This window comes from Sphingobacterium sp. (genome assembly GCF_039596235.1).
In the GTDB taxonomy this organism is placed as follows: domain Bacteria; phylum Bacteroidota; class Bacteroidia; order Sphingobacteriales; family Sphingobacteriaceae; genus Sphingobacterium.
The window spans coordinates 347,874-370,383 of sequence record NZ_JBCNKE010000002.1 but is presented as its reverse complement, the minus strand read 5'-3'; the positions used below and the strand labels follow the sequence as shown (position 1 = coordinate 370,383).

The following is a 22,510-nucleotide window of genomic DNA, read 5'->3' as shown; positions in this document are numbered from 1 at the left end:
CCATGAAACAGATAACACCAAAATATATCGTATCGGGCCTACTGGCACTGGCCTTATGTCAAAATATGCAAAGCTGCAATTATTTGGACAAGAAACCGGATAACCTCCTCACCTCAGACATGGTCTGGGAGACCCGGGCCAATGCAGAATCTTACTTAAACCAGATCTATAGTTATATCGAAACACCGGTAGACGATTTTACGACCCTGGGAGCCAGCGATGAAACCTCGTGTAATATACCCGTTGTGAACGTCCGGCAAATGGCTGTGGGAAACTGGAATCCACAAAGCAGCTACTGGCAGCATTATTGGAATAACGCATATACTGCCATTAGGCAATCATTTATTTTTGAGGAAAACATCGACAAGGTTCCTGAAGGTGCATTGAGCACAGAACTAAAAGTACAATACAAAGCCGAAGCACGATTTCTGCGGGGCTGGTTCTATTGGAAATTACTACGACAGTATGGTCCTGCGGTATTGCTGAAAGGGACATTGGGTTTGAACGAAGATTTCAACAAATATCCCCGCAATTCTTTTCAGGAATGCGTCGATTACATCAATAGCATGATGGATCTTGCCGCAGCAGACCTTCCTGTGGTATGGTCCGCATCGTCCAATTACGGTCGACCAAGTAAAGGAACCTGTCTGGCTATAAAATCACAGGTGGCGCTATGGGCGGCGAGCCCCTTATGGAATGGAAATCCGCGTTTTGCAAATTTCAAAAATAAGGATGGAAAGGCACTTGCCCCCCTACAGAACGATGCCAATAAATGGCAATTGGCCGCTGATGCTGCAAAAGCCGTTATTGACTTAAATGCCTATAAACTCTTTACCAATCTGGATGAAGGGGATTCAAAATTCGACCCTTACCTCTCTTTCCGTAACCTCTTTTTAACAAACTGGAATAGTGAGATTATTTTTTCTACGCACAAAGCGGATACTTGGCATTGGGGACATGAGAAACGAAGTGCGCCTGAACCCGGTGGGATTGCCATGATGAATGCTACACAAAATGTTGTGGATGCCCACCTGATGCGCAATGGTAAAACCATTGACGATCCCACTTCTGGTTATCGGGAGGATGGTTTCGTCGCAACGGATGATCCCGCTGAATGGGGCAAGAGCCGCGATGGAGTCAATAGAGGTTACATCGCAGGAAATTCCAATATGTATGTAAACCGGGAAGCGCGGTTTTACGTCAATATCCTCTATAATGGTAAGCCTATCTTACCTGCACCGACAGCCGATGACCGCAACTTCTTTTCCTCAGATGGCAATAAGGATGGACGCGGAAGAGCCGAGTTTTATTATTCAGGAAAAGCTGGGCTGGTCCAAAATTCCAATAGCGCCGATAAAACAGGGTATCTTGCACAAAAAAATGTCAGCCCGGCCAGTAATATTCGCCAAGACCGCGCTGTATATCGTCCGTATATTCATATTCGCTTGGCTGAAATCTATTTAAATTATGCCGAATCTCTCAATGAAGTTAATCCGGGCCATCCTGATATTCTGATCTATCTGAACCTCATTCGTCAACGGGCTGGTTTACCTAAACTGGAAACGGTATATCCGCAGGTGGTGGGCAATAAAGATGAACAGCGTAAATGGATTCTTCGCGAGCGACAAATTGAACTCGCTTTTGAAGGTGACCGCTATTTCACCCTCATTCGTCGACTGATGATGGGAAACCCAGCCTCCCGAGCGATATACCGGATGAATATAACTTCAAACGATAACAATCAAGGATTTTTCTATCAGGATTTCTATAAAAGAAATTTATTGCAAAACAGATTCTGGGATGACAAAATGTATCTATTTCCGATTTTCCAAGATGATCTGGACAAGAATACAGCCCTTGTCCAAAACCCAGGCTGGTAATTAGGGTTTGATTTTTACTATTTATAAACCACTCTTAGTTGAGATTTCATTTATGTTACAGCTGTAAATGAAAATTTCAAACAGGGTAAGTCCATCTGGCGGATGGAAAAAAATATTGACAGATGAAATTAATATATAAAAAGATTTTATTCTTCCCCCTGCTCTCCTTTGTGATATTGGTGGGAATATCTTCATGTAAGAAAGATCATATGGGCACAGCTCATGATCCCAATGCGGCCATTGTTGTCACAGATTTCCTTCCAAAGCAAGGTGTCTATGGAACAGAAGTGCTGATCACCGGTGAGAACTTTACAACCGATACCGCTGCGATTTCCGTTAAACTCAATGGTATACCGTTAAAAGTCATTGGCTCAAATGGTACCCAGATCATGGCTATCATACCCAAACGGGCCGGTAGCGGCCCTATTGAAGTGTCTATCGCGGGCAAAACAGGGACATCCAAAGATAGCTACAGCTATATCTATAAAAGGACGGTCAGTACCTTGGCGGGCAACGGAGCCGCGGGATTTGCCAACGGAAAAGGTGCAGATGCAAAGTTTAATTTTGGAGGTGAATCCTGGTACCGCAATGGCGGTATTGCTGTAGATGAGGCGTTAAATGTCTATGTCACTGATCCTGGTAACCACTGTATCCGTAAAATAGATCCTGCCGGAAACGTAAGCACTTTAGCCGGATCTCCAAGTAATGCGGGTTTTGCAGACGGGAAGGGTGGTGAAGCGCGATTCAGCCTCCCTTATGGATTGACTATCGATGAACAGGGTAACCTGTATTGTGTGGATCCCGGAAACTGGGATATCCGCAAGATCACACCCGATGGTACAGCAAAGCTTGTCGCCTGGGCAGCAAGGGAGCCTTGGTTCATTACTTATGACCGCATGTCAAAAAAGCTATATTATAACGCTGTGACCTCCCCTGCTCCTATTTATCAGTTAAATACAGATGGTACAGCCGTAACGAGCGTCATCGATGGATTGAATTTTCCAGCAGGTATGGCTTGCGGTCCAGATGGCAGTCTATACATCTGTCTCCATGGCGACAACCAAATTAGAAAATATGACCCCAAAACCTGGAAGCCGACCATTGTTGTCGGTTCAGGTAAATATGGTTATAAAAATGGAAGCAATACGGTGGCTGAATTTGCACTCCCTTGGGGGATAGCAGCTGACAGCAAAAACAATGTGTATGTTGCCGGAAACGGTACTGCCGGCGGCGATAGCGGTTCCCCCGATCAGAGCATCCGTTTTGTGGATGGCAACACATTTCAGGTAAGTACATTTGCGGGATCGAACATCGCAGGTTTTACCAATGCCGTTGGCGAAGCCGCTTCATTTAATGTGCCTGAAGGCGTTGCAGTGGATAAAAATGGTACGGTCTACGTGATCGACAAAAAGAATAATAGTGTCCGAAAGATTATATCGGAATAACAGAATGGCTGTCCGAGATAGTACGATCGGACAGCCCTCTTTTCTTGATTTTTGTTTGTATTCCTGACAATATCTTTTCCATTTAAGCATCTTAGAGACGCCAAGATCTGTATGGGCTATAAAGATATGGAGGCGTATTTACTTTAGACAGCTTCTTCAACTTTCAACTGATTTAATATGATTTTTAAGCACCTATTTTCGTTGAGCTACGCACTATTACAAGGTTTGCTGTTGTGCGCGGCATGCGGCCATAGTGATCATCTCGATCGTATTCCGACCGACTCGGCCATTCAAAAAAGCAGGTACGTTTCGCTCACAGGTAATGACCAGAACAAGGGTACGGAGAGCCAGCCCTTTCGTACGATCGCTCGCGCTTTGGATGCAATATCAGCGGGTGACACTATTTTTGTGCGTGAAGGTGCTTACCATGAGAAACTATTGATTTCAAAATCGGGAAGTTCAGCCAAGATCATTACGATAAAGTCCTATCCCGGCGAAGCTGTGGCCATTGATGGTGAAGGACTATCCATTTCGGGCACAGAAGCCTTAGTAACGGTCAGAAATTCCCGTTTTATTCAATTCGAGGGTTTTGAAATCCGAAATTTTAAAACACAAGCCAAAGGCAATGACGTGAACGGAATTATTATCGATCAAGGTTCTAAAAACATAACCTTACGAAATAATAGGGTCCATCATATCGAGAATAATGCAAGTCCACAGGATGGCCGAAGCGGACATGGCATTCTGGTCATCGGCAATACCACCGAAGCCTTAAAGGATATTACGGTGGAAGATAATACGATCCACGACTGCAATACGGGTTATTCTGAAAACCTCACCATCAATGGATATGTGGATGGCTTTATAATCAGACGGAACAAAGTATACAATGGTGAAAATATTGGTATTGTTGCAGCTGGTGGCTATGCAGCAAATGCCACGCCAGGTCTGAATTATGCACGTAATGGACTCATCAGCCAAAACGAAGTTTATGATATTGATGGTAGAACTGGTCCCATCCCCGCATTTGCCCAACATAACGGGGCCATTGGGATTTACATCGATGGCGCCCGGGATATCATTGTTGAAAGAAACAGTGTCTATCGCTGTGGAAGGGGAATCGGCCTGGTCAGTGAAACCGACAATTTTCCTACCCGCGACTGTATTGTCAGAAATAACGAGGTCTATAACAACTCACTCGCGGGGATCAGTTTAGGTGGCTACCTAAATTATACTGGTGGGGGTACGTTGAACTGTTATGTTGTGAATAATACCCTATTTCATAACAATATCGACAGGGGCTATTTTGATGAAATTGAAGGTGAAATACGACTTGTTGAGAACTGTATAAACAACATCATCCAAAATAATATTATTGTTGCCAAGCCCAATAGCGTATTTATTCATAAATATACCAATACGGGTAAGTCCAATGCGATTGACTACAATTTATACTTCAGTACTGGAGAAAATCAGTGGATATGGAATGGGAAGGTCATCCGGGATCAACAAACCTGGAAAGCAACCCTCATTGGCGATACGCATGCGATCTTTGGACAGGATCCCGGGTTTATATCAGCGGCACAAGCTGATTTTGGATTAGGGGATTCATCGCCTGCCCTTAACAAGGGAAATTTTATTAGTCAAGCAATCAATGGTGAACTGGATCTGGGGGGAAAGGCAAGATCAAAAGCAAATCGCATTTCCATTGGAGCATTTCAAAAATAATCCTTGAAAAAGAAAATAGGCCAGTCGACACGACTTGTCTACTGGCCTACCTTGCGCTTAATTCGAATGAATGCCCTTTGATTTTAAGAATCGCTGAGTCAAATATTTTCGCACAGGGATATCATATAGTTTTAAACAGACATAAGCGAGCACAATACTCCCAATGACGACCGCTGCGGCACCGGGCAATGATTGCTCAAAGCTGAGGTTTCCATTTTTCACCCAGGCGTAATACAAATAGATAAAAGGATAGTGCACCATATAAAGCGGGTAAGAGATGTCGCCCAAGAATTTAGACAGTTTGTTCGTAAAACTGTCCCCTTCTCCGGAAGCTCCCAAAACTACAAGCAGTGGAAAAACCAGCACACAGCACAGCGTATCATAGAGTCCATTCATCCAGAGATTTTCAGCTCCTCCGATACGCGGAATTGCCAAAAGTGAAACAAGGATAATACTACAGATCCAAAATGCCCCTTTTATCCGAACAGGTTTAAATATTCGAGATAGGAATAAACCTGCGGTAAAGGAAAATAAAAGACGTAATGATCCGGCTGTGAACTCTGTTCCAGTTAGCGAAAATCCCGCACAGATATCGCCTAAGGGGCCCCAGATCGCAAATATGGCTAATCCACATCCAGCAGCGACAACAAGCCCCCCCAGTGCTTTTGTTGAAAATTTACGGATGATCAGCACATAAAGGATATTACCGATATATTCAAAAAACAAGGACCAACTCGGACCATTCAGTGGAAACATCTCCCCTAGCCCTCTTACTTCATGTCCAGGTAGAGCGGGGATCAGCAGTGCATTTAATACGGTCGCCAGCAATAAAGCCGAAACAGTCACCTTGGATACATCCCAAACCGGACAACCCTGAAAATAAAACATAACAGCACCAATAATCGCCCCCATAACAACCATGGGATGAAGGCGTATAATCCGGCGTTTGATAAAATCCATAGCGGTCATCGTTCCCCAGCGGTCATCATAAGCATAACCGACCACGAATCCGGAGAGCATAAAGAAAAAATCGACTGCCAAGTATCCGTGATTAATACGTTGATCCAGGTGGCTGGTGGCAAAAGCTTCGAAAATGTGGAAACATACTACGGTGATGGCGGCAACGCCACGCAGGCCATCGAGCACCTTATAATGTGGTTTGGTATCGGCATACGCGGAAGTAGAAACAGCTGTATTGGACATAAAAATAATAAGATGAGTTTGATTGATTTTCTAAAAACAAAGACGTAAATATAAACAAATTTGGAAAAACACATTGTCTCTGCCGTTCAAACGCATCCCTGTCTATTTAACAACAGGAATATACTCTTTCAGATAGACCTGTTCCTTCCGCATCTCCTGAATATATTCCTTGCTAAAGATTTCTAAAAGTATATCAGAAATAGCTGTGCTGGTCGGACCATCCTCTTCGGATTCACCAAATGAAAAGATCTGCTCCTCCGTCCGATCTTTCTTCGTTAGGAAATAATAAAAATCTGGACTTTCCCAGCCTTTTATACCTGATCCAGCTTCTTCCGATAGATGGAGAGCTGTATATGTTTTTTGTAGAAAATCCTGAAGACTCTGGTAATCAGTTTTGTTTTTTGATGTTTTAGTCGCATATAAATAAGCAAATTTACCATCCTTATTTTCCGCCATCGCTAACGCGGGAAAAACGACGCCATTCAACATGGCCAAAGTATCTTTATCTTCGTTGTAAGACATCGTATTATACCGGTAACCATAATATTTTTTCGGTTTTAGCTTTTTGGTCTCCCAGCCTGAAATAGACTCCAGATAAAAGGGTGTCGGCAGGCTTCCCTCACTGTCAAAGATCGCTAGGGTATCTTTTTTAAACATGGCCGTTTCGAACGCCTCTTTTAGCGCTTTCTTATCCATTTCCTTCACATCAGCAGCTAACATGGATTCTGTTTTCTTGATTTTTGGCGCATAAAAAGCCGAGACGTCAAAGCTTGGATCCAATTTGTCCAGCAATACGACATCGGGTTCCTGCGATTGACAAGAATATAACAATGTCGATAAAAGCAGTAAAAAAAGAATACTTTTATGTGTAGAACTAAATAGCTTCATGGTTAAAATTGCTCAAAATATCTTCTTATTTTCTATCTTAAAACAAATTGTTAAAGATGTCCAAATATACTGAGTACCACCTGATGTTAACAATAATATTTACAATCCGCGGCAACCGATTGAAAAAGCATTATTTATGATTTAAGAGTAAGACATTTATTGCTCAAAAAAGTAAAAAAATAAATCCGGAGTTATTTAAGATGTAGCGGGTATTGATTATATTTGAGAGTACATGAACCACAATCCTTTATGTCAATCGTTTACGACAGTATACTAAATCACATCAGTCAATATAGTAACTTATCGGATCAGGAAAAAGAACGCTTTTGCGCAGCATTGACCTATAAAAAAATACGCCGCAGACAATATTTACTACAAGAAGGCAACATCTGTACACGCGAATGTTTTGTCATCAAAGGCGCTCTGAGGCAATATGAGGTTAGTCCCAACGGTCGGGAGAATACCGTGCAATTTGCTTTTGAAAACTGGTGGATTTCAGATTGGTATAGCACCTTGCACGCTCAGCCTTCGGTTTACAATATCGATGCATTGGAAGATACCGAAGTATTCTTAATAGAAAAAAACAAGCTGGAAGAGCTATTTATGGAAATACCGGCTTTAGAAAGCTATTTTCGGAAAATATTTCTAAAAGCATTTGTTTCCCTCCAGAAAAGAATACTATTTCAGCAGAAAACAGCGGAGGAAAGGTATCATGAGTTTATGAAATGTTATCATTGGTTTGAACAGCGTATCTCCCAACAACATATCGCGTCTTTTCTCGGTATTACTCGAGAATCGCTGAGTAGACTCAAGGGACAACAGTATAAAAGTGTATAAATCTGTGACAAATCGCACCGATTTTATTTATCAAATAGCACAGGTTTACACATTAATTTCGAATTAAATTTGTTCATCATATATCATAACAAGATGAACAAAAAGATTAAACAATGTTTGCATTCAACGGACAATAGCTGGACGCCCTTTATTTTGCGGCTAACCTTAGGGCTCGTTCTATTTCCACATGCTGCTCAAAAACTATTTGGTTGGTTTGACGGTCCCGGGTTGCAGGGCGAGATTGACTACATGACCAGTCATGTCAATCTCCCGATGTTCTTAGTCGTTAGTGCAATCGCAGTTGAATGCCTGGGAACGTTTTTTATCCTATTTGGATTTTTGACCAGACTCACCAGTATTGCTATTTTTTTCCTATTTATTGGTATGATCGTGGTCGATCACGCCGCACATGGTTTTTTTATGAATTGGTTTGGAAAAATGCCGGCCGGTGCCGAAGGGTTTGAATATCATTTACTGGTGCTGGGAATCTGTCTCGCGCTCATCCTACAAGGTGGGGGTAGATATTCGCTGGATAAATTATGGGGTTCAAAGTCTTAGAACAGTCGTGATCAGTAGTAAATCACTTAAATTTGCGTTTTATCGAAACAGTCCAGCCTGCTTTACACCGTACATTATCAACATAGAATGGGTTCACTTCAAAGGTTGAAATGAACCCATTTTACTTTATTTCATTCGTCCCTGTTTTTACAGATTCACTACTCAGGGATTTGTTATGATTTTTCGGATAACTCCTTTTCCACTCTTAGCATTATTGTTTTGTACCTTCCAACGTCGACACACTCTTTGCTGGAATGGTCAAACTATAAACAGCATTTGCTGTTGGTGCCACAACACCGGCTAGGCCCCAATGCCCTGCACTGGTCGCTGTCGTCTGATAGTTGGATAGTTGTCCCCCTACAAAACCTGACAGATTGATATCCAAAGGCACACTACTGCTACCTGTATTTGTCACGACCATGGCAAATTTACCTGTTTGCGGATCTTTATAAGCTGATATAAGCAATCCATTCGCATTTTGGACGGCAACGTTGATGCGTTTGTAATTGGCTTTAACAAATCTGGAATAGTGTCCCAATACATCATACGCTTTGGTAAATTCCAACGACCCATCACTTCGTGTACAGATTAAAGCCTCATTGTTTTGAAATGCGAGCATCCCAAGCCAGAAAATATAAGCACTGGCGTCACAATCTGCGAGCAATTTGTGCATATTTACCGCAAGCTTCAATCCACCTTCAATTCCAGCATCATAATTTCCGCCATCGTCCGATGCTTCGGTTACCCACATTGGTTTACCACCCGTAGCGAAAGTCCACTTTGATGGGTTTTGGTTAAACCCTCTTTTTCCACCGATCAACTCGGTAATTTCAACGTAACCATGTCCTGCCAGAATATCGACATTACTCCTATCCATGCCAGAAAGGAAGGTATTGGCTGTACCCCAAGCCGCATTTTCAGATGCGATGATTTTGGTGCTTTGTAAGCCTTCTTCATTTAAAGCTGGTCTCAGGTTGTTTGTGACAAACTCACCAAGCTTGTTTGAAGCCCAATAGGATGCGTCCCAATCCGAAAATACGTTTTCCGGTTCATTCGTTGGCGATATGGCGTTAATAGTAATACCCTCATTCTGATAAGCCTTCGCAAAACCTGCCAAATAACGGGCAAATAAAGTCGAGGAGGTATTCAGATTAAGTCCATTAAACCATTTACCACTGATACTATTGGGATTTGTCTTCATATAAAGCGGCGGTGTCCAGGTGCTCGCGATAATAACCGGAACCTGAAATCTTTCCTTTGCTTTTTTTAGAATCCACAGCTGGCCCAGATGCTCACGCGCATCTGCTGAGAGCGCCTGATAAGCCGGACTACTAACCGCAACATCGATATCAACCCCCTCTGGCTTAATGGTCACCACCCGACTCTGTTGATCGAAGGGGTAGGTATGTAATACCTTGCCGCGCAATATATTCAACTTCAATCCCGAATTCCCCCAAAGATAATCCAAAATACTATCCCTTTTCGGAGATTCAAAGAAAGGCACAATACGACCACCAAAGGCACCGAAACCGTCTATTTTTTGACGTTCCTGGTTCCATTCCACAACGGCAGTTGTCGTTACTGCAGCAGCCTGCGCATTTAACTGATTCAAAGGATTCACCGCATCATCTTCCTTTGTCGATAATACCTGCTTTTGACACCCCGTAAAACATAGAGATACCAGTAATCCGATACAAGAAACGGATTTAAAAACCAATTGATTTCTGTTCATAAATTTTTGTTTATTAATTTGCAATAACAGTTTATCTCTAAATACAAGTTGTGGTAAAATTGTTTTATCAAATTTCAAACAAAATATTTTTTATTTGAAATTTAACGACACAGTCAACTAAGCAACAATAAGCGATCAGCATATTAACATATTATAAAAAATGAACGATTTTATACTTGACTTTGAATCTCTCCTAGAAAAATTCCCTGCCGAAGTTTCGACTATAGATACAGCGGCATTTCATGAGAAGTCAATTCCGGAAAAGTGGAGCAAGAAAGAAATTTTAGGACACCTGATTGATAGCGCCATGACAAACTATCTCCGGTTTATAAGAGCTCAATCTGAAGAAAACCCCCAGATTTTTTATGTGCAGGATATGTTTTGTGAAAATGCAAATTATCAGCAATCTGAAACCAAACAATTGCTTGATCTCTGGTTATCTCTCAACAGGCAACTTTTATTTCTATTTAAAACTGTGCTTGCAAAAAATTTAACCATGCGAAAGTGTAATGACTTAACACTTGCCTTTTTGATGGAAGATTATGTAGCCCACCTAAATCACCATCGGCATCAGATACTAGCTTAATCGTAAAAAAAGTCTAGTCCAAATAATCAGATGATGCTAAGGACTAGACAAAATATTGCTTACTTTTTATTCCACCAATGATAGTAGTTGTGCGCAGCATCATATTCAAAGCCGCAACGTGGGTATAGCGCATTTCCAATATGATTTGTTTTTTCTGTTTCGAGCATTAACCCGCATGCATCGGTTTCGGCACACCATTTTTTGCTCTGCTCTATCAGTGCGACTGAAAGTCCCTTACCACGATAATCTTGGTGGACATACAGATCGCTCAGTAACCATTGCATTTCCAATTTAGTGTAATGAAACAATTTATACAATTGTACAAACCCCACAGCTTTACCGTCCACCATGGCGAGAAAAACAATTGATTCGTCCTTCAGAAACCGCTCTTTTAAAAACATCTTCCCTTTTTCCAGATCCGATTCCTGACGGTAAAAAATCCGATAAAGGTTAAACAGTTCTGCTGTTTCATTCAGGTCTTCAAGACTGGCTCTTTTGATTTGATAATTCATTTTAGTAAATATTTTGATTTATGCAGCCAAAAATATCCGTTAAAAGAATTCACATTCTCATCCAGATTTGAGATGGTGGATAGTCCAGTCATTAAACAACAAAGGAAGGCTTCTTGTTTATTCCGAAACAGGTGAAGCGTTCTCAAATTGGCCCTTGTATCTGTTTCTATAATCTATGGGCGTGATTGCGGTTATTTTCCGTAGATCACATATTGTTATAGTTAATAACTGATATGCATTATGGCTGGAGCAAATTTGAATCCTATAGTCATTATATAAATCAGTTTTCGTCCACGATTTTTTTGGAAAAATAATAGTCGAGGAAATCGGCGTTTTTGTTTACAAACATATGGATCATCTTTTGAGACAGTTCGGTGTATGATCGAATATAAAATCTGTTCGGACGAATTGTAAATGTACGACCTATCGACTGTTGCACACGATTATATTTACGCATAATCTATCGTTTTGCATTGCTTTTGATCAATTAATAGGTTGATCTAGAATAGGTAAAAAATAGATCTTCACTTATAAGGAGCTTATGATTAATGAGGTGCAGTCTGAAAAGATTTATTATCATCCGAACTGGAAAAGAATCACGATCGCTATTCTTTTAGTGCTCATTGGGATAGCAACATTATGGGTAGAACTGGCTCCTTTTTGGGGATGCATATCATGGCTACCATTAAAGCTGATATGCATCCTGATCGGGTTTTGGTCGCTAATGAACCGCAAAAAAGCCATTCGGGCGAAAACAGATACAAGGGGATTTTATTTCAAAAGAATGCCCACAAGACATACGTTCAAAAAGGCCTTCGCTGATCTTGATTTATTGGTGTTTGTACCTTTCGTACAAATTGTCGACATCCGGATGACTGCAAATCTCTGGAAAGGGACAAGGCTCGAATTAGAAACAACCCAAGGAAGAGAAGTTCTCACGACATTAAATGTATTGAGTAAAAAAGAGAAACAGCAGATTTATCAAACTATCAAAAGATTTGGTATCGCGAATGAGGCATATACCGGAAGAAATAGGAAAGATTGATTACTAAAAATCTGCTGTAACTCCTCCTTTAGCTGATGTTGTCCGATAACAGTTGGTCCACATATTCCCTGATTTCTTCTGGCAACATCAGATAAACCGGAGTTTTTAGATTCTCTCTACTGGCCTCCCCTTCAACAAAAATGTTTCTAAATCCTTCATTAAGCCATTTTCCCTCATCTTCCAAATAAGTTTTATATTTACTATCCAAAATTTCGATAATCTTTTTATGCTCTTTCATGTGTTCCGTCATTTATCTTATTGTAAACTGCATCTAAAAATATTCGACAGGGGAACATCAACATTGGTGCCACTCCTGTCCCGGATTTTCGAATGAGGACGGGAAATAGAAAATTTTAAGATTTCTTAACATCTTCAGCGATTTGCTTACTTATAGATTATTATCAATTTTTATTTTGTAAATTTAAACTAGCTGTATAGCTAGATGAATGGACTTTATTCTCGGTTTTTTTTATATAGTTCTTTTATAAATCGGTTGATATGATATTGATTGCAGTACTACTACCTTGGTTATCCTTTTTTTTAAGGGGTAAAATATTCAGTGGAATTATTTGTTTAATCCTCCAACTTACTATATTGGGCTGGTTGCCCGCTGCCATATGGGCCGTTGCTTCACGTGTTGATGGTAAAAATCAGCAGCGCATACGAAGTTTGGAACGTAGTATGCGCCGTTAATGCCTCATATGCTACACTAAAATCGCTTCAGCCCAACACACATGTACTGAATAGGGAGATGCTATTCGCTCTCAAGAAATTTTTGAATCTGAGCAATGGTAAAATCAATTAGGCTGTTATCAACCTCCCCATTAAAATCTTTCATGATATAGTTACCGTGATTGGCCGGAAGGATCATGAGTCGGGCATTCGGAATCTGCTTTTGCATTTCCGCTAAATGCTGTCCTTTGACTACATCTTGGTCTCCGCCGATCAGAAATACTGGACAGGATATATTTTCCAAGGTGCCCGGTTCAAAATCCTGAAAATTTATCATTCGTTGGCTATCCTTTTCATACATATTTTTAAACTTTTCGGGATCCGGATTCAATTTCAAAAAATTTTCCTTCAAATAAGGCGGCATCACCTCAATCGTTGAAGCCAACATACTATCAAAAAAACCGTCCAGCAAGCCCTCTCTTTTGGTGTTACCCGAAGCAGCAATTAATTTATCTACCCTATCCGGGAAAAGGGAAGCGAGTTTCAAAATGGTCGTTGCACCATTACTGAAACCTAAAAATGAGGTTTTAATGATCTTTAGGTAATCCAAAACCGCAATAATGTCCCTTGCATCCTGTTCAAATGTTTCCGGAACCGCCCTATGCTCCGATCGACCATGATTTTGCATATCGAGCAAAATCAATTGATAGCGATCTTGCAATCTCGTGACGGTCTCTTCAAAATCACAAAATCCTGAGGATCCACCGCCGTGGATAAGCACAAGAGGCTTTCCGGTTCCATATATTTCGTAGTATAGCTTTATCCCATTCGCTGCTACATAGCCTGAGTGATTGTTCAACGTGCTCATTATTTATTTTAATTAGTTTGTCTATTTAAGATCTAGCTTTATCTGCTTTCTACAAATTTTTTAAAGTTGACAAGTACGGAGTCCGTGAAATTCTGCTGAAGATCCAGCGGTGTCACCGCATCTGGTTCAAACGTTTCCCTTATAATCGTATTTTGATCGATAGCCTGAAATTCAACAATACAGTTCCTTCCGCCACTGGTACTTTCAATATATTCGAATGGGATAATACGATCATACACGCCACGATAATCAAAGCCTTCATGATCAACTTGCCTTTCCATCCGAAAATTAAATTGCCCCCCCTCCCTAAAATCGTTCTCTGCCTCCGGACAATGCCAATCATCAAATGGAATATTCCATTGTTTTATGGAAGCCGGTCCAATCCAGTGCTCCCAGACATCTTCGAGTGGTTTCTCTACCAAAACAACTGAAACAAGGGGATTTTTCCTTGAGTTTGCGTTTTCCATATGTTATTTTTTAGATTAAAATGCGACCTGCGAGTTAATTTCCAACGTTTATTGAACAAATATTTCAACCCTGCCTTCGGACATAAAAAGTTATGACTGCTCGCAATATTAGCTGCAATACAATAATAATAAACAGCGCATTAAATTAACTTGCCCTATGACAATATTTACGGCTCATTTAATTTTTTCAAAACAAGGGGATCAATTTGGCAAGTATGGTATATTTATTGCGTTGCAGAACAAAACATATAAAAAACCGATTAAAATGAAAAAAATAGCATTTTTAGCACTATGTGTTACCCTATTTGCAGGATGTAATAATGTACAGCAACCGAACTCTGCTGAAAAAACAGACAGTCTAGCCAAAGAAGAAACAGCATCTATCGGCGGAGATAAGGATGAACATGGATGTCTTGTGGGGGCAGGCCAAACCTGGAGTGAAGTTAAACAGGGATGTATTCAGGTCTTTAATGTAGGCACGCGGCTGAATCCTGTCGATGTTAAGGAAGGGGATGCTATTATCAGTGCATTTGTTGTTGCTAATGACGATAAATCCAAACTGGAATTATTTCTACCGGACGACAATAAAACAACGATTATTTTGGACAAAACTGAAAACAACACCTACCAAAAGGATACCTATAAGTATGATGCTGATAAATCGGATTTATATGTAAATGGTACTGTAAAATATAAAGGTGAGGTTAAAAAATAACGTCACTCGAACTTTATTGGAAGTATATGGGAATGCCAATGCTAATCACATTGGCATTTTTTATTGTCTATTTTTTTATTGATCCGCTTTTTTATTTAAGATATCCATCAGCCCGCTAAATTCAGTTGATTGGTCAGGATCCTCTTGTAGATTCTCCTATCTATAACGAATGGCTATCTAGCTATTCAATTTCGAAGACTGCCTGTATCTCTACAGATGAGTTTACCGGTAAAGATGAAGCTCCAAAAGTTGCCCGGGCATGTTTCCCTTTTTCGCCAAAAATAGTAACAGCAAGATTTGATGCCACATTCATCAGGTCTGCATGTTTACTATAATCGTCTTTCGTATTGAAAATCCCAGTTAACTGTACGCAGCGTCTGACCCGGTTTAGATTTCCGCCAACTGCCTCATTAAGGACAGAAAGTACATTCAGCATTGTTATTGCGGTAGCATCTTTCACTTCCTGCTCATTTACCTCTACTCCTAATTTTCCGGGTTTAAATATTTTACCATCCTTAAGGGCCACCTGATTGATAAAGACCAAATTTCCTGAACGCACATAAGGTTGATAATTTCCTGCTGGCTGGGGCACTTTTGGGAGTACAATATTATTTTCCCGTAAGCGATTATGGATAGATACCACATCCTGGTTGGCTGGGCTACTGTTTTTATCAAGAGCCTTATTTTCCCTTGTACCCGCTAGACCTAAGGCAACTTTCGCAAAGTTCATTCCCTGCAGCTCGGCGAGATAGCGCTCACCTCGGCTGGGTCTTTCGTTGGCTGTCAATGAAGCAAGACTTGTTGTTCCCAAGACTGTATTTCCCTGGGGAATGGATTTATCTATTTTGTCATTCCCCATAATACCGGTGGGAACCAGGATCATGCCATGTACCGCCAGGCTATTCCAGAACGACTGCAATGCCAATTCCTTCCCTGCACCAGTCCCAGCAGACATAAACACGGTAGCAGGGATCCCCTCCAAGGCGTGTTGAGACCACAGATCTACTGTTTTGGACAGGAACTCGCTCATTGCTGTACTTATATTGCCAAAATAAACCGGCGATCCAAAAGCAATTCCATCATAATTGGGAAGTTCTTCTACTGTTGCCACCGCAAGACTACGCAGCTTTGGTTCAGATGATGGTTTCACCAGTTTAACCACAGCCTGTATCTTACCGCTACGCTCGATACCTTTTGCAAGCTCCTTGGCTAATTCATACGTTCCGCCTTTATCGGAATGAATAAGAACCAAGACCTGTGTTTTATGAGCCTGCGCCATAACAACATTGGTCAACACAGCTAACACTACTCCAATAAAGGAAGCATATAATTTTCTCATCTTAAATTACTTATTAAATCTGACACAAAATTAAAAACGCCTTCTTTATCTATTTTGCCAAAAATTATACGCAAAACGACAGCTAGAAATAGCGCATAAAGCAATAGGGAGTATATAAATTTTCTATATCTTTAAACTAATATATTTTTTTTAAAATGATCGAAACTAATGCTTGTTTTCAGGTTGCAATAGAGAACGCTTCTCACTTTAATTATAGCTTCTGTTTCCATAAGCTGTCGCTGGTGGAAAAAATAAAAATCACCGCGATCACCCAGGATATTGAACAGGTCAAAATTGAGATTACTTCTGAAATCGGATTGTTTAGCCCTTACACATTCCATATAGACAGATTTTTGGAAGGAACACCAGTAACACTGGAAAATTTAGCTTTCGATTACAACATTCCATTTATCCGGAATCTGGTAGAGAAAGATCTGGATACGCTTACCTGTACGATTTATGCCAAAAATGAAATCTTATATCAGCAAAAATTCAGCGTAAACGTATTACCGATGGATTATTTTGGCGGATTAAGTAAATACCCCGAGTTATTGGCTTCTTACGTTTTACCCAATCACGATATTATCTACACAATTAAAGCAGAGGCGGTCAAAATTCTTGAAAAAAACAGGTTAACGCCGGCGTTTTTGGGTTATCAATCCAATAGCAAAGATCGTGTCCTGCAAGAAGTAATGGCGCTATATCAGGCTATTCTACATATCAATATTACCTACAGTGCCATGCCCACAAGTTTTGAAACTGAAGGTCAGCGTATTCGTCTGGTCGATCAGATCTGGGAAACGAAGTTTGGGAACTGTATCGATATCTCTCTATTATTTGCCGCCTGTCTGGAAGCAATCGATCTGAATCCGATTCTTATTGTCACCCGAGGGCATGCATTTATAGGCGTTTGGCTCAGCGACCAGCGCCTGGAAGCTGTTGTCAATTATGATCAAGCCGCTATTTCGAAACGGATCGCGCATGGAATTGATGATATCGCTTTGATCGAGTCTACCCATTTATGTCGAGGAAATGCCTTTACCATGCGGGAAGCAATGAATATCGCCGAAACGCAACTATTACATGCAAACAATTTTATCTTATCCCTGGATATCAAACATGCCCGTTCACATGGGATCCTTCCGTTACCTTTTACAGGAAGGGAGGAGCTGAACAGTGCAACAATAAACAATACCCCTAGATCAGCAAAAAACCAGGCTATCGATTATTTCAACATCGATGACAACAAATTGGATCTCGTTCTCAGTGAAGTCAAAGATTTAACAAAACAAAAAGTCTGGGAACGAAAGTTGCTCGACCTTTCACTCAGAAATAACCTATTGAATCTCCGGTTCACTAAAAGTATGTTACAAATAGTAGATCTGAAAACCAATCTTTTGGAAGATCATCTATCGAACGGAAAATCACTTACCATACACCCCAACAACGGTCAAGAGGTTTTACGTCGTTACAATCTTTATTCAGAACCTTTACATTCCTCGGAGCCATTGTTCAAGCTCGCCGATGATGAATTCCGATACAACCGCTTACTAACCTATTACCATCAAGATGATCTAGATATTATTTTAACACACCTGTACCGCAATGCGAAGTTGGCCGAAGAAGAAAACGGAAAGAGTACCTTGTATCTGGGGGTAGGCTTATTGAAGTGGTTTGAACCCAAAAACAATCAACAGCCTAGACTTGCCCCTGTCCTATTGATTCCTGTTGAATTATCACGCAGATCTGTAAACAGCAAGTTTACGCTCCGAAGCCGTGAAGAGGAAACCATGATCAATATTACATTACTGGAATATCTCAAACAGGAATTTAAGCTTAACCTCAATGCGCTTGAGGTGCTACCTATGGATGAGTCGGGGGTTGACGTCCAAAAAGTATTTGCCATTTTAAGAAAGTCTATTTTAAACCTGGAAGGATGGGATATTCAGGAACAGGTTGTCCTTGGAAACTTCTCCTTTAACAAGCTTATTCTATGGCAAGACTTATCCAAATATGCCGAAGAAATTAAAAAAAGTACCATTGTAAAGAGCTTGATTGACGGGCGGCTTTCGGACCTATTGGATATTACCGGCGATTCAGAAAATCTGGAGCAGCTCCCTTCCTCTTTATTAACGCTGCCCATTCCAACAGACAATTCACAACTTGAAGCTGTACGTCATTCCAATGCAAATAAGAGCTTTGTATTACATGGCCCTCCTGGTACGGGTAAATCCCAGACGATCACCAATATTATTGCAAATGCACTAGCGAATGACAAAAAAGTGCTTTTTGTCGCTGCTAAAAAGGCTGCTTTGGATGTGGTACATCGCCGTCTGGAAAAAATTGGCTTAGGCTCCTTCTGTCTAGAGTTACATTCAAATAAATCCAAAAAATCAGATGTCTTACGGCAATTGGAACAGAGCCTGGAAACACCCAAATATCAAAGCCATATCGATTTTCAGGAAGAAGCGCAACGTATCGACCAGCGCAAAGCAACATTAAGTCAATATGTCGACGCATTACATCGGCCCTTTGCAGTAGGCTGGAGCCTGTATGATTCAATTTCTTATTTGGACAGTCACCAGATCGAAATCAACACGGACTGGTTACTCTCCTTGCAGCTCGAACATATTGACAAAAAAACCTGGAATAACTGGCAGGACTGGGCAATCCCGTTCGGAGAATTAACGTATAAATTACCCGCTATCGACAATCATCCATTGCAGTTGATCCACTTGAAGGATCAGAACTTTGCCCATAAAAATAATATCGAGAAATCTATCGAAGAGTACATACAGGCATACTTTGAGACAACAAAAGCCCTATCGGACCTGCAATTGAATCTCACCAACAATTGGATAGAAAACAAGGTCCCGCTATATACACTTCTCGAAAAGATTGGTCAATTTTCGGCGCATCAGAGTATTGTCAATGTTTGCTTTGATGTTCGCCAAAAGAATTTACTTGATCATTGGATTGAATTGCAAAGCCAAAAACAGACGCTAGAAAATACGCTTGTTACAGATTTTGGCAACCGAATATTTACGACCGACTGGAATCTGATTGAATCCACCTGGAATCAGTCAAAGCATTCCTGGTTTCTGCCCAAATGGCTGAAACAACGTAAAGTAAAAAAATTTTTAAATGGTTTTGCTACTAACAAAATCACTTCCGAACAGCAGGTTGATCAGTTCTTTTATCAAAAGAATTCCTTTGATCGGATTTCAAAGAATTTAGCAGAGCCACAATTTTATCCGATAAACGAGGCGACGAGTTATTATCTCCTAGGCAATACTTATAACTTAGCTTCACTACAACAGCATCAGCAAGAATTGCGGGCATTCACCGAACTGGCACAACAGCTCAGGTTTGAAAACTTTCAATCTTGGCTCAGTTATTTACTCGCACATATAGATCTAAAGTTGAGCATACCTGCACTTATTGTAACGCTCCAGCATTACGCAGATAAGCATCAGGCTATTTCGACATTTTTAGTTCATATTCCAGAGATTGATGTTTTAGAGCAAATAAAGCAGCATTTAGATCAACTTGAGGACTGGATCCGATACAACTACTATAAGGATCAGGGTATAAAGCTGGGACTATCCTGGTTGATCGATCTACTGGAATCGAATAAAATCAATAAAGACGCACTGAGTAGGGATATGGAAAGTGTATTGCATCTCAATTACTTTGTAAATTCTTTGGATCAGTCCAGCATTTTAAATGGTTTTGATGCAGCTGTATATGATGCACAGATTTTACAATACAAGACACTTCATCAGGAGTTTACGCGATTGGCGCGGGAACAATTGGTTTTAGAGCTCAGTAACAAAATCCCCAACCTCTCCCAAGAAGCAGTTCATAGTTCAGAAATTGGCATCTTACAACGGGCAATCCGAAATCGAGGTCGCGGAGTCAGTATCCGTCATTTGTTTGATCAGATTTCAACTTTACTCCCGCGTTTAAAACCCTGTATGCTGATGAGTCCAATTTCGGTCGCCCAATATTTTGATGTCAATACCGATCATTTCGATCTGGTTATTTTTGATGAAGCATCGCAGCTACCGACATCGGAAGCTATCAGTGCCCTTGCCCGGGCTAAACAGGCCATTATTGTGGGGGATCCGAAACAAATGCCACCAACAAGCTTCTTTGCCAGCAATAAAATTGACGAAGATCATCTTGAATTAGAAGATCTGGAAAGCATCCTGGATGATACCCTCGCCCTGTCCGTTCCATCTAAATACCTATTGCGACATTACCGTAGTAAACATGAAAGCCTGATTTCATTCAGTAACGCTAATTTTTATGAAAACAAATTGTTAACATTTCCGTCCCATGACGATCAGGATAAGAAAGTAAGTTTTCAATTTATCGATGGCCATTATGACAAGGGGAAAACCCGAACCAACCTCAAGGAGGCCGAGGCAGTTATCCAATATATCAAGCAGCATTTGGAACATCATCCCCATCGCTCCCTTGGTGTTGTCACGTTTAGTCAAACGCAGCAGAATTTGATTGAAGATTTGTTGCAGTCATTATTTTCAGCGCATCCCGACTTAGAGGAAACAGCACTACAGGGAGATGAACCTATTTTTATTAAAAATTTAGAAAATGTCCAGGGTGACGAGCGTGATTTTATTCTATTTTCCATTGGCTACGGGCCAGACGAAGATGGCAAGGTTTCGATGAATTTTGGCCCCTTGAATCGCGATGGGGGTTGGCGCAGGCTTAATGTCGCTGTGACCCGTGCGCGATACGAAATGCGTGTTTTCTCCTCACTAAAAGGAGATCAGATTGATTTAAACCGTACCAGTTCAGCTGGTGTGGAGGGGCTAAAAGCCTTTTTGAACTTCGCCGAAAAAGGTGTATTGCAGCAAACTGAAGCCATAGCCCATGATCAGGAAAAATATACGCTTATCCGATCGATCGCGAAATATTTAGAACGACATGGTCTAAAAGTGAAAACAAATATTGGTACTTCGGGCTATCGCGTTGATATTGGTATTGTGGATCCGATACATACACATCAATATATTCTGGGAATATTGGTTGACGGGAAAAACTACTTCAATACACAAACAACCAATGACAGGGAATTGCTTATTCCGAACGTACTACAATCACTGGGCTGGAATATTTACCGCATCTGGACCTTAGATTGGATAAAAAACAAAGATAAAATACTGAATGAGATTAAAGCGGAAATTCAACGCATCGTCAATGACACAACGGCAAAAGAGCCTATCATCATCGATGCTTCCCAAATAAAGTCAAAAACCACGCTTTCAGTGTTATCCGACAATGCAATTGTTTCGACTAAAATGCAACCTTATATAAGTGCCAAAGTCAATCCAATGACCATAGTAAGTCCAGAATTAATCTATGATGAGGCTTATCGAGCGGTATTGAGTGAGCAGATCCGGACGATCATCCGCGCGGAATCTCCAATTAGTCAAAATTATCTCTTTCGCAAAGTGCTACGTCTATGGAACATCACAAGAGCCACATCAAAACTTGTCCAGTATTTAACTGAACTCACGAGAAAATTGCCCGGAGTAAAGGAGGAAATTTCCCATCAAAGTTTTTATTGGGATCAGGAACAATCGGACTCAGCGCTGACCTATTACCGCGACAATACCCTCGAAAAACGGCCGATCGAAGATATTGCGCCTGAGGAAATAGAGCTCGCACTGATCGAGGTCATGGACAACAGCCTCAGTCTATTAAGAGAGGATCTTATACGCGCCACAGCCAGAGCATTCGCCTTTTCGAAGACCGGCGCTCAAATTGATGGCATTATCGACAATTCAATTGATAAGCTGCTACAACAGGGCTATTGGAAATCAATAAAGGGGAGAATTGTTGTCATATAGATCAGGTTGAGTAGCCTGATCTATCATCTTTTCAATATCCGATGTAAGGAGCCGGATTATTTTTATTGGATTCCCATCATTTTGGCGTCGAAAAATTTCTGCTTGCATCAATGCGAAAATGAAGATTATTCTCAAATTGGATAACCTTCATTTTCG

At 40.8% G+C, this 22,510-nt stretch carries 18 protein-coding genes; 10 read left to right on the top strand and 8 right to left on the bottom strand.

What is annotated here, in order from left to right; translation table 11 throughout:
• The first annotated feature begins 2 nt into the window (after positions 1 to 2).
• From ABDW32_RS05755 to ABDW32_RS05745, 3 genes are all read left to right on the top strand, one after another.
• The gene (locus ABDW32_RS05755; RefSeq protein ID WP_343560324.1) at positions 3 to 1,880 is read left to right on the top strand and encodes a RagB/SusD family nutrient uptake outer membrane protein; all 1,878 of its coding nucleotides are present in this window, start codon (positions 3 to 5) and stop codon (positions 1,878 to 1,880) included.
• Positions 1,881 to 2,002: 122 nt separating this feature from the next.
• A complete protein-coding gene (locus ABDW32_RS05750; protein WP_343560322.1) occupies positions 2,003 to 3,325 on the top strand; it encodes an IPT/TIG domain-containing protein in 1,323 nt (440 codons plus the stop codon).
• Positions 3,326 to 3,502: 177 nt separating this feature from the next.
• Positions 3,503 to 5,053 carry a right-handed parallel beta-helix repeat-containing protein gene (locus ABDW32_RS05745; protein WP_343560320.1) on the top strand — a complete coding sequence of 517 codons (1,551 nt, stop codon included), beginning with the start codon at positions 3,503 to 3,505 and terminating at the stop codon, positions 5,051 to 5,053.
• A 57-nt stretch (positions 5,054 to 5,110) separates the two neighbouring features.
• On the opposite strand, the gene ABDW32_RS05740 is transcribed toward ABDW32_RS05745, so the two are convergent.
• Together ABDW32_RS05740 and ABDW32_RS05735 are read right to left on the bottom strand one after the other, a co-directional pair.
• Positions 5,111 to 6,256, bottom strand: a complete 1,146-nt coding sequence (locus ABDW32_RS05740) for an acyltransferase (RefSeq protein WP_343560318.1) — start codon at positions 6,254 to 6,256, stop codon at positions 5,111 to 5,113.
• Between the two features lie 102 nt (positions 6,257 to 6,358).
• A complete protein-coding gene (locus ABDW32_RS05735; protein WP_343560316.1) occupies positions 6,359 to 7,144 on the bottom strand; it encodes a hypothetical protein in 786 nt (261 codons plus the stop codon).
• 249 nt (positions 7,145 to 7,393) lie between these two features.
• On the opposite strand from ABDW32_RS05735, the gene ABDW32_RS05730 reads away from it, so the two are divergent.
• Together ABDW32_RS05730 and ABDW32_RS05725 are read left to right on the top strand one after the other, a co-directional pair.
• Positions 7,394 to 7,981 carry a Crp/Fnr family transcriptional regulator gene (locus tag ABDW32_RS05730; protein ID WP_343560314.1) on the top strand — a complete coding sequence of 196 codons (588 nt, stop codon included), beginning with the start codon at positions 7,394 to 7,396 and terminating at the stop codon, positions 7,979 to 7,981.
• A 93-nt stretch (positions 7,982 to 8,074) separates the two neighbouring features.
• The gene (locus ABDW32_RS05725; RefSeq protein WP_343560312.1) at positions 8,075 to 8,539 is read left to right on the top strand and encodes a DoxX family protein; all 465 of its coding nucleotides are present in this window, start codon (positions 8,075 to 8,077) and stop codon (positions 8,537 to 8,539) included.
• Positions 8,540 to 8,750: 211 nt separating this feature from the next.
• Here the strand turns inward: ABDW32_RS05725 and ABDW32_RS05720 are convergent, their stop codons facing one another.
• Positions 8,751 to 10,271, bottom strand: coding sequence for a glycoside hydrolase (locus tag ABDW32_RS05720; protein ID WP_343560310.1), 1,521 nt, complete (start codon positions 10,269 to 10,271; stop codon positions 8,751 to 8,753).
• Between the two features lie 160 nt (positions 10,272 to 10,431).
• Here ABDW32_RS05720 and ABDW32_RS05715 point away from each other — a divergent pair, with 160 nt between their 5' ends.
• The gene (locus ABDW32_RS05715; protein WP_343560308.1) at positions 10,432 to 10,857 is read left to right on the top strand and encodes a DinB family protein; all 426 of its coding nucleotides are present in this window, start codon (positions 10,432 to 10,434) and stop codon (positions 10,855 to 10,857) included.
• A 59-nt stretch (positions 10,858 to 10,916) separates the two neighbouring features.
• On the opposite strand, the gene ABDW32_RS05710 is transcribed toward ABDW32_RS05715, so the two are convergent.
• A complete protein-coding gene (locus ABDW32_RS05710; RefSeq protein ID WP_343560306.1) occupies positions 10,917 to 11,369 on the bottom strand; it encodes a GNAT family N-acetyltransferase in 453 nt (150 codons plus the stop codon).
• Positions 11,370 to 11,910: 541 nt separating this feature from the next.
• On the opposite strand from ABDW32_RS05710, the gene ABDW32_RS05705 reads away from it, so the two are divergent.
• Positions 11,911 to 12,414, top strand: a complete 504-nt coding sequence (locus tag ABDW32_RS05705; protein ID WP_343560304.1) for a hypothetical protein — start codon at positions 11,911 to 11,913, stop codon at positions 12,412 to 12,414.
• Between the two features lie 28 nt (positions 12,415 to 12,442).
• Here ABDW32_RS05705 and ABDW32_RS05700 read toward each other — a convergent pair whose 3' ends face one another.
• Positions 12,443 to 12,652, bottom strand: coding sequence for a hypothetical protein (locus ABDW32_RS05700; protein WP_343560302.1), 210 nt, complete (start codon positions 12,650 to 12,652; stop codon positions 12,443 to 12,445).
• Positions 12,653 to 12,912: 260 nt separating this feature from the next.
• Here ABDW32_RS05700 and ABDW32_RS05695 point away from each other — a divergent pair, with 260 nt between their 5' ends.
• On the top strand, positions 12,913 to 13,107 hold the full coding sequence (locus tag ABDW32_RS05695) for a YqaE/Pmp3 family membrane protein (RefSeq protein ID WP_077435067.1): 195 nt from the start codon (positions 12,913 to 12,915) through the stop codon (positions 13,105 to 13,107).
• A gap of 61 nt (positions 13,108 to 13,168) precedes the next feature.
• Here ABDW32_RS05695 and ABDW32_RS05690 read toward each other — a convergent pair whose 3' ends face one another.
• Positions 13,169 to 13,954: an alpha/beta hydrolase gene (locus tag ABDW32_RS05690; protein ID WP_343560299.1), complete on the bottom strand. Its 786-nt coding sequence runs from the start codon at positions 13,952 to 13,954 to the stop codon at positions 13,169 to 13,171.
• A 38-nt stretch (positions 13,955 to 13,992) separates the two neighbouring features.
• Positions 13,993 to 14,421 carry an SRPBCC domain-containing protein gene (locus ABDW32_RS05685; protein ID WP_343560297.1) on the bottom strand — a complete coding sequence of 143 codons (429 nt, stop codon included), beginning with the start codon at positions 14,419 to 14,421 and terminating at the stop codon, positions 13,993 to 13,995.
• A gap of 265 nt (positions 14,422 to 14,686) precedes the next feature.
• On the opposite strand from ABDW32_RS05685, the gene ABDW32_RS05680 reads away from it, so the two are divergent.
• Positions 14,687 to 15,136, top strand: coding sequence for a hypothetical protein (locus ABDW32_RS05680; RefSeq protein ID WP_343560295.1), 450 nt, complete (start codon positions 14,687 to 14,689; stop codon positions 15,134 to 15,136).
• A 181-nt stretch (positions 15,137 to 15,317) separates the two neighbouring features.
• On the opposite strand, the gene ABDW32_RS05675 is transcribed toward ABDW32_RS05680, so the two are convergent.
• A complete protein-coding gene (locus ABDW32_RS05675; protein WP_343560293.1) occupies positions 15,318 to 16,475 on the bottom strand; it encodes an Atu1372/SO_1960 family protein in 1,158 nt (385 codons plus the stop codon).
• A gap of 242 nt (positions 16,476 to 16,717) precedes the next feature.
• Here ABDW32_RS05675 and ABDW32_RS05670 point away from each other — a divergent pair, with 242 nt between their 5' ends.
• A complete protein-coding gene (locus ABDW32_RS05670; RefSeq protein WP_343560291.1) occupies positions 16,718 to 22,354 on the top strand; it encodes a DUF3320 domain-containing protein in 5,637 nt (1,878 codons plus the stop codon).
• The last annotated feature ends 156 nt before the right edge of the window (positions 22,355 to 22,510 follow it).

Coding starts and splice junctions, on each gene's coding strand:
- ABDW32_RS05755 (WP_343560324.1), top strand. CDS start 3: ATGAAACAGATAACACCAAAATATATCGTATCGGGCCTACTGGCACTG.
- ABDW32_RS05750 (WP_343560322.1), top strand. CDS start 2,003: ATGAAATTAATATATAAAAAGATTTTATTCTTCCCCCTGCTCTCCTTT.
- ABDW32_RS05745 (WP_343560320.1), top strand. CDS start 3,503: ATGATTTTTAAGCACCTATTTTCGTTGAGCTACGCACTATTACAAGGT.
- ABDW32_RS05740 (WP_343560318.1), bottom strand. CDS start 6,256: ATGTCCAATACAGCTGTTTCTACTTCCGCGTATGCCGATACCAAACCA.
- ABDW32_RS05735 (WP_343560316.1), bottom strand. CDS start 7,144: ATGAAGCTATTTAGTTCTACACATAAAAGTATTCTTTTTTTACTGCTT.
- ABDW32_RS05730 (WP_343560314.1), top strand. CDS start 7,394: ATGTCAATCGTTTACGACAGTATACTAAATCACATCAGTCAATATAGT.
- ABDW32_RS05725 (WP_343560312.1), top strand. CDS start 8,075: ATGAACAAAAAGATTAAACAATGTTTGCATTCAACGGACAATAGCTGG.
- ABDW32_RS05720 (WP_343560310.1), bottom strand. CDS start 10,271: ATGAACAGAAATCAATTGGTTTTTAAATCCGTTTCTTGTATCGGATTA.
- ABDW32_RS05715 (WP_343560308.1), top strand. CDS start 10,432: ATGAACGATTTTATACTTGACTTTGAATCTCTCCTAGAAAAATTCCCT.
- ABDW32_RS05710 (WP_343560306.1), bottom strand. CDS start 11,369: ATGAATTATCAAATCAAAAGAGCCAGTCTTGAAGACCTGAATGAAACA.
- ABDW32_RS05705 (WP_343560304.1), top strand. CDS start 11,911: ATGATTAATGAGGTGCAGTCTGAAAAGATTTATTATCATCCGAACTGG.
- ABDW32_RS05700 (WP_343560302.1), bottom strand. CDS start 12,652: ATGAAAGAGCATAAAAAGATTATCGAAATTTTGGATAGTAAATATAAA.
- ABDW32_RS05695 (WP_077435067.1), top strand. CDS start 12,913: ATGATATTGATTGCAGTACTACTACCTTGGTTATCCTTTTTTTTAAGG.
- ABDW32_RS05690 (WP_343560299.1), bottom strand. CDS start 13,954: ATGAGCACGTTGAACAATCACTCAGGCTATGTAGCAGCGAATGGGATA.
- ABDW32_RS05685 (WP_343560297.1), bottom strand. CDS start 14,421: ATGGAAAACGCAAACTCAAGGAAAAATCCCCTTGTTTCAGTTGTTTTG.
- ABDW32_RS05680 (WP_343560295.1), top strand. CDS start 14,687: ATGAAAAAAATAGCATTTTTAGCACTATGTGTTACCCTATTTGCAGGA.
- ABDW32_RS05675 (WP_343560293.1), bottom strand. CDS start 16,475: ATGAGAAAATTATATGCTTCCTTTATTGGAGTAGTGTTAGCTGTGTTG.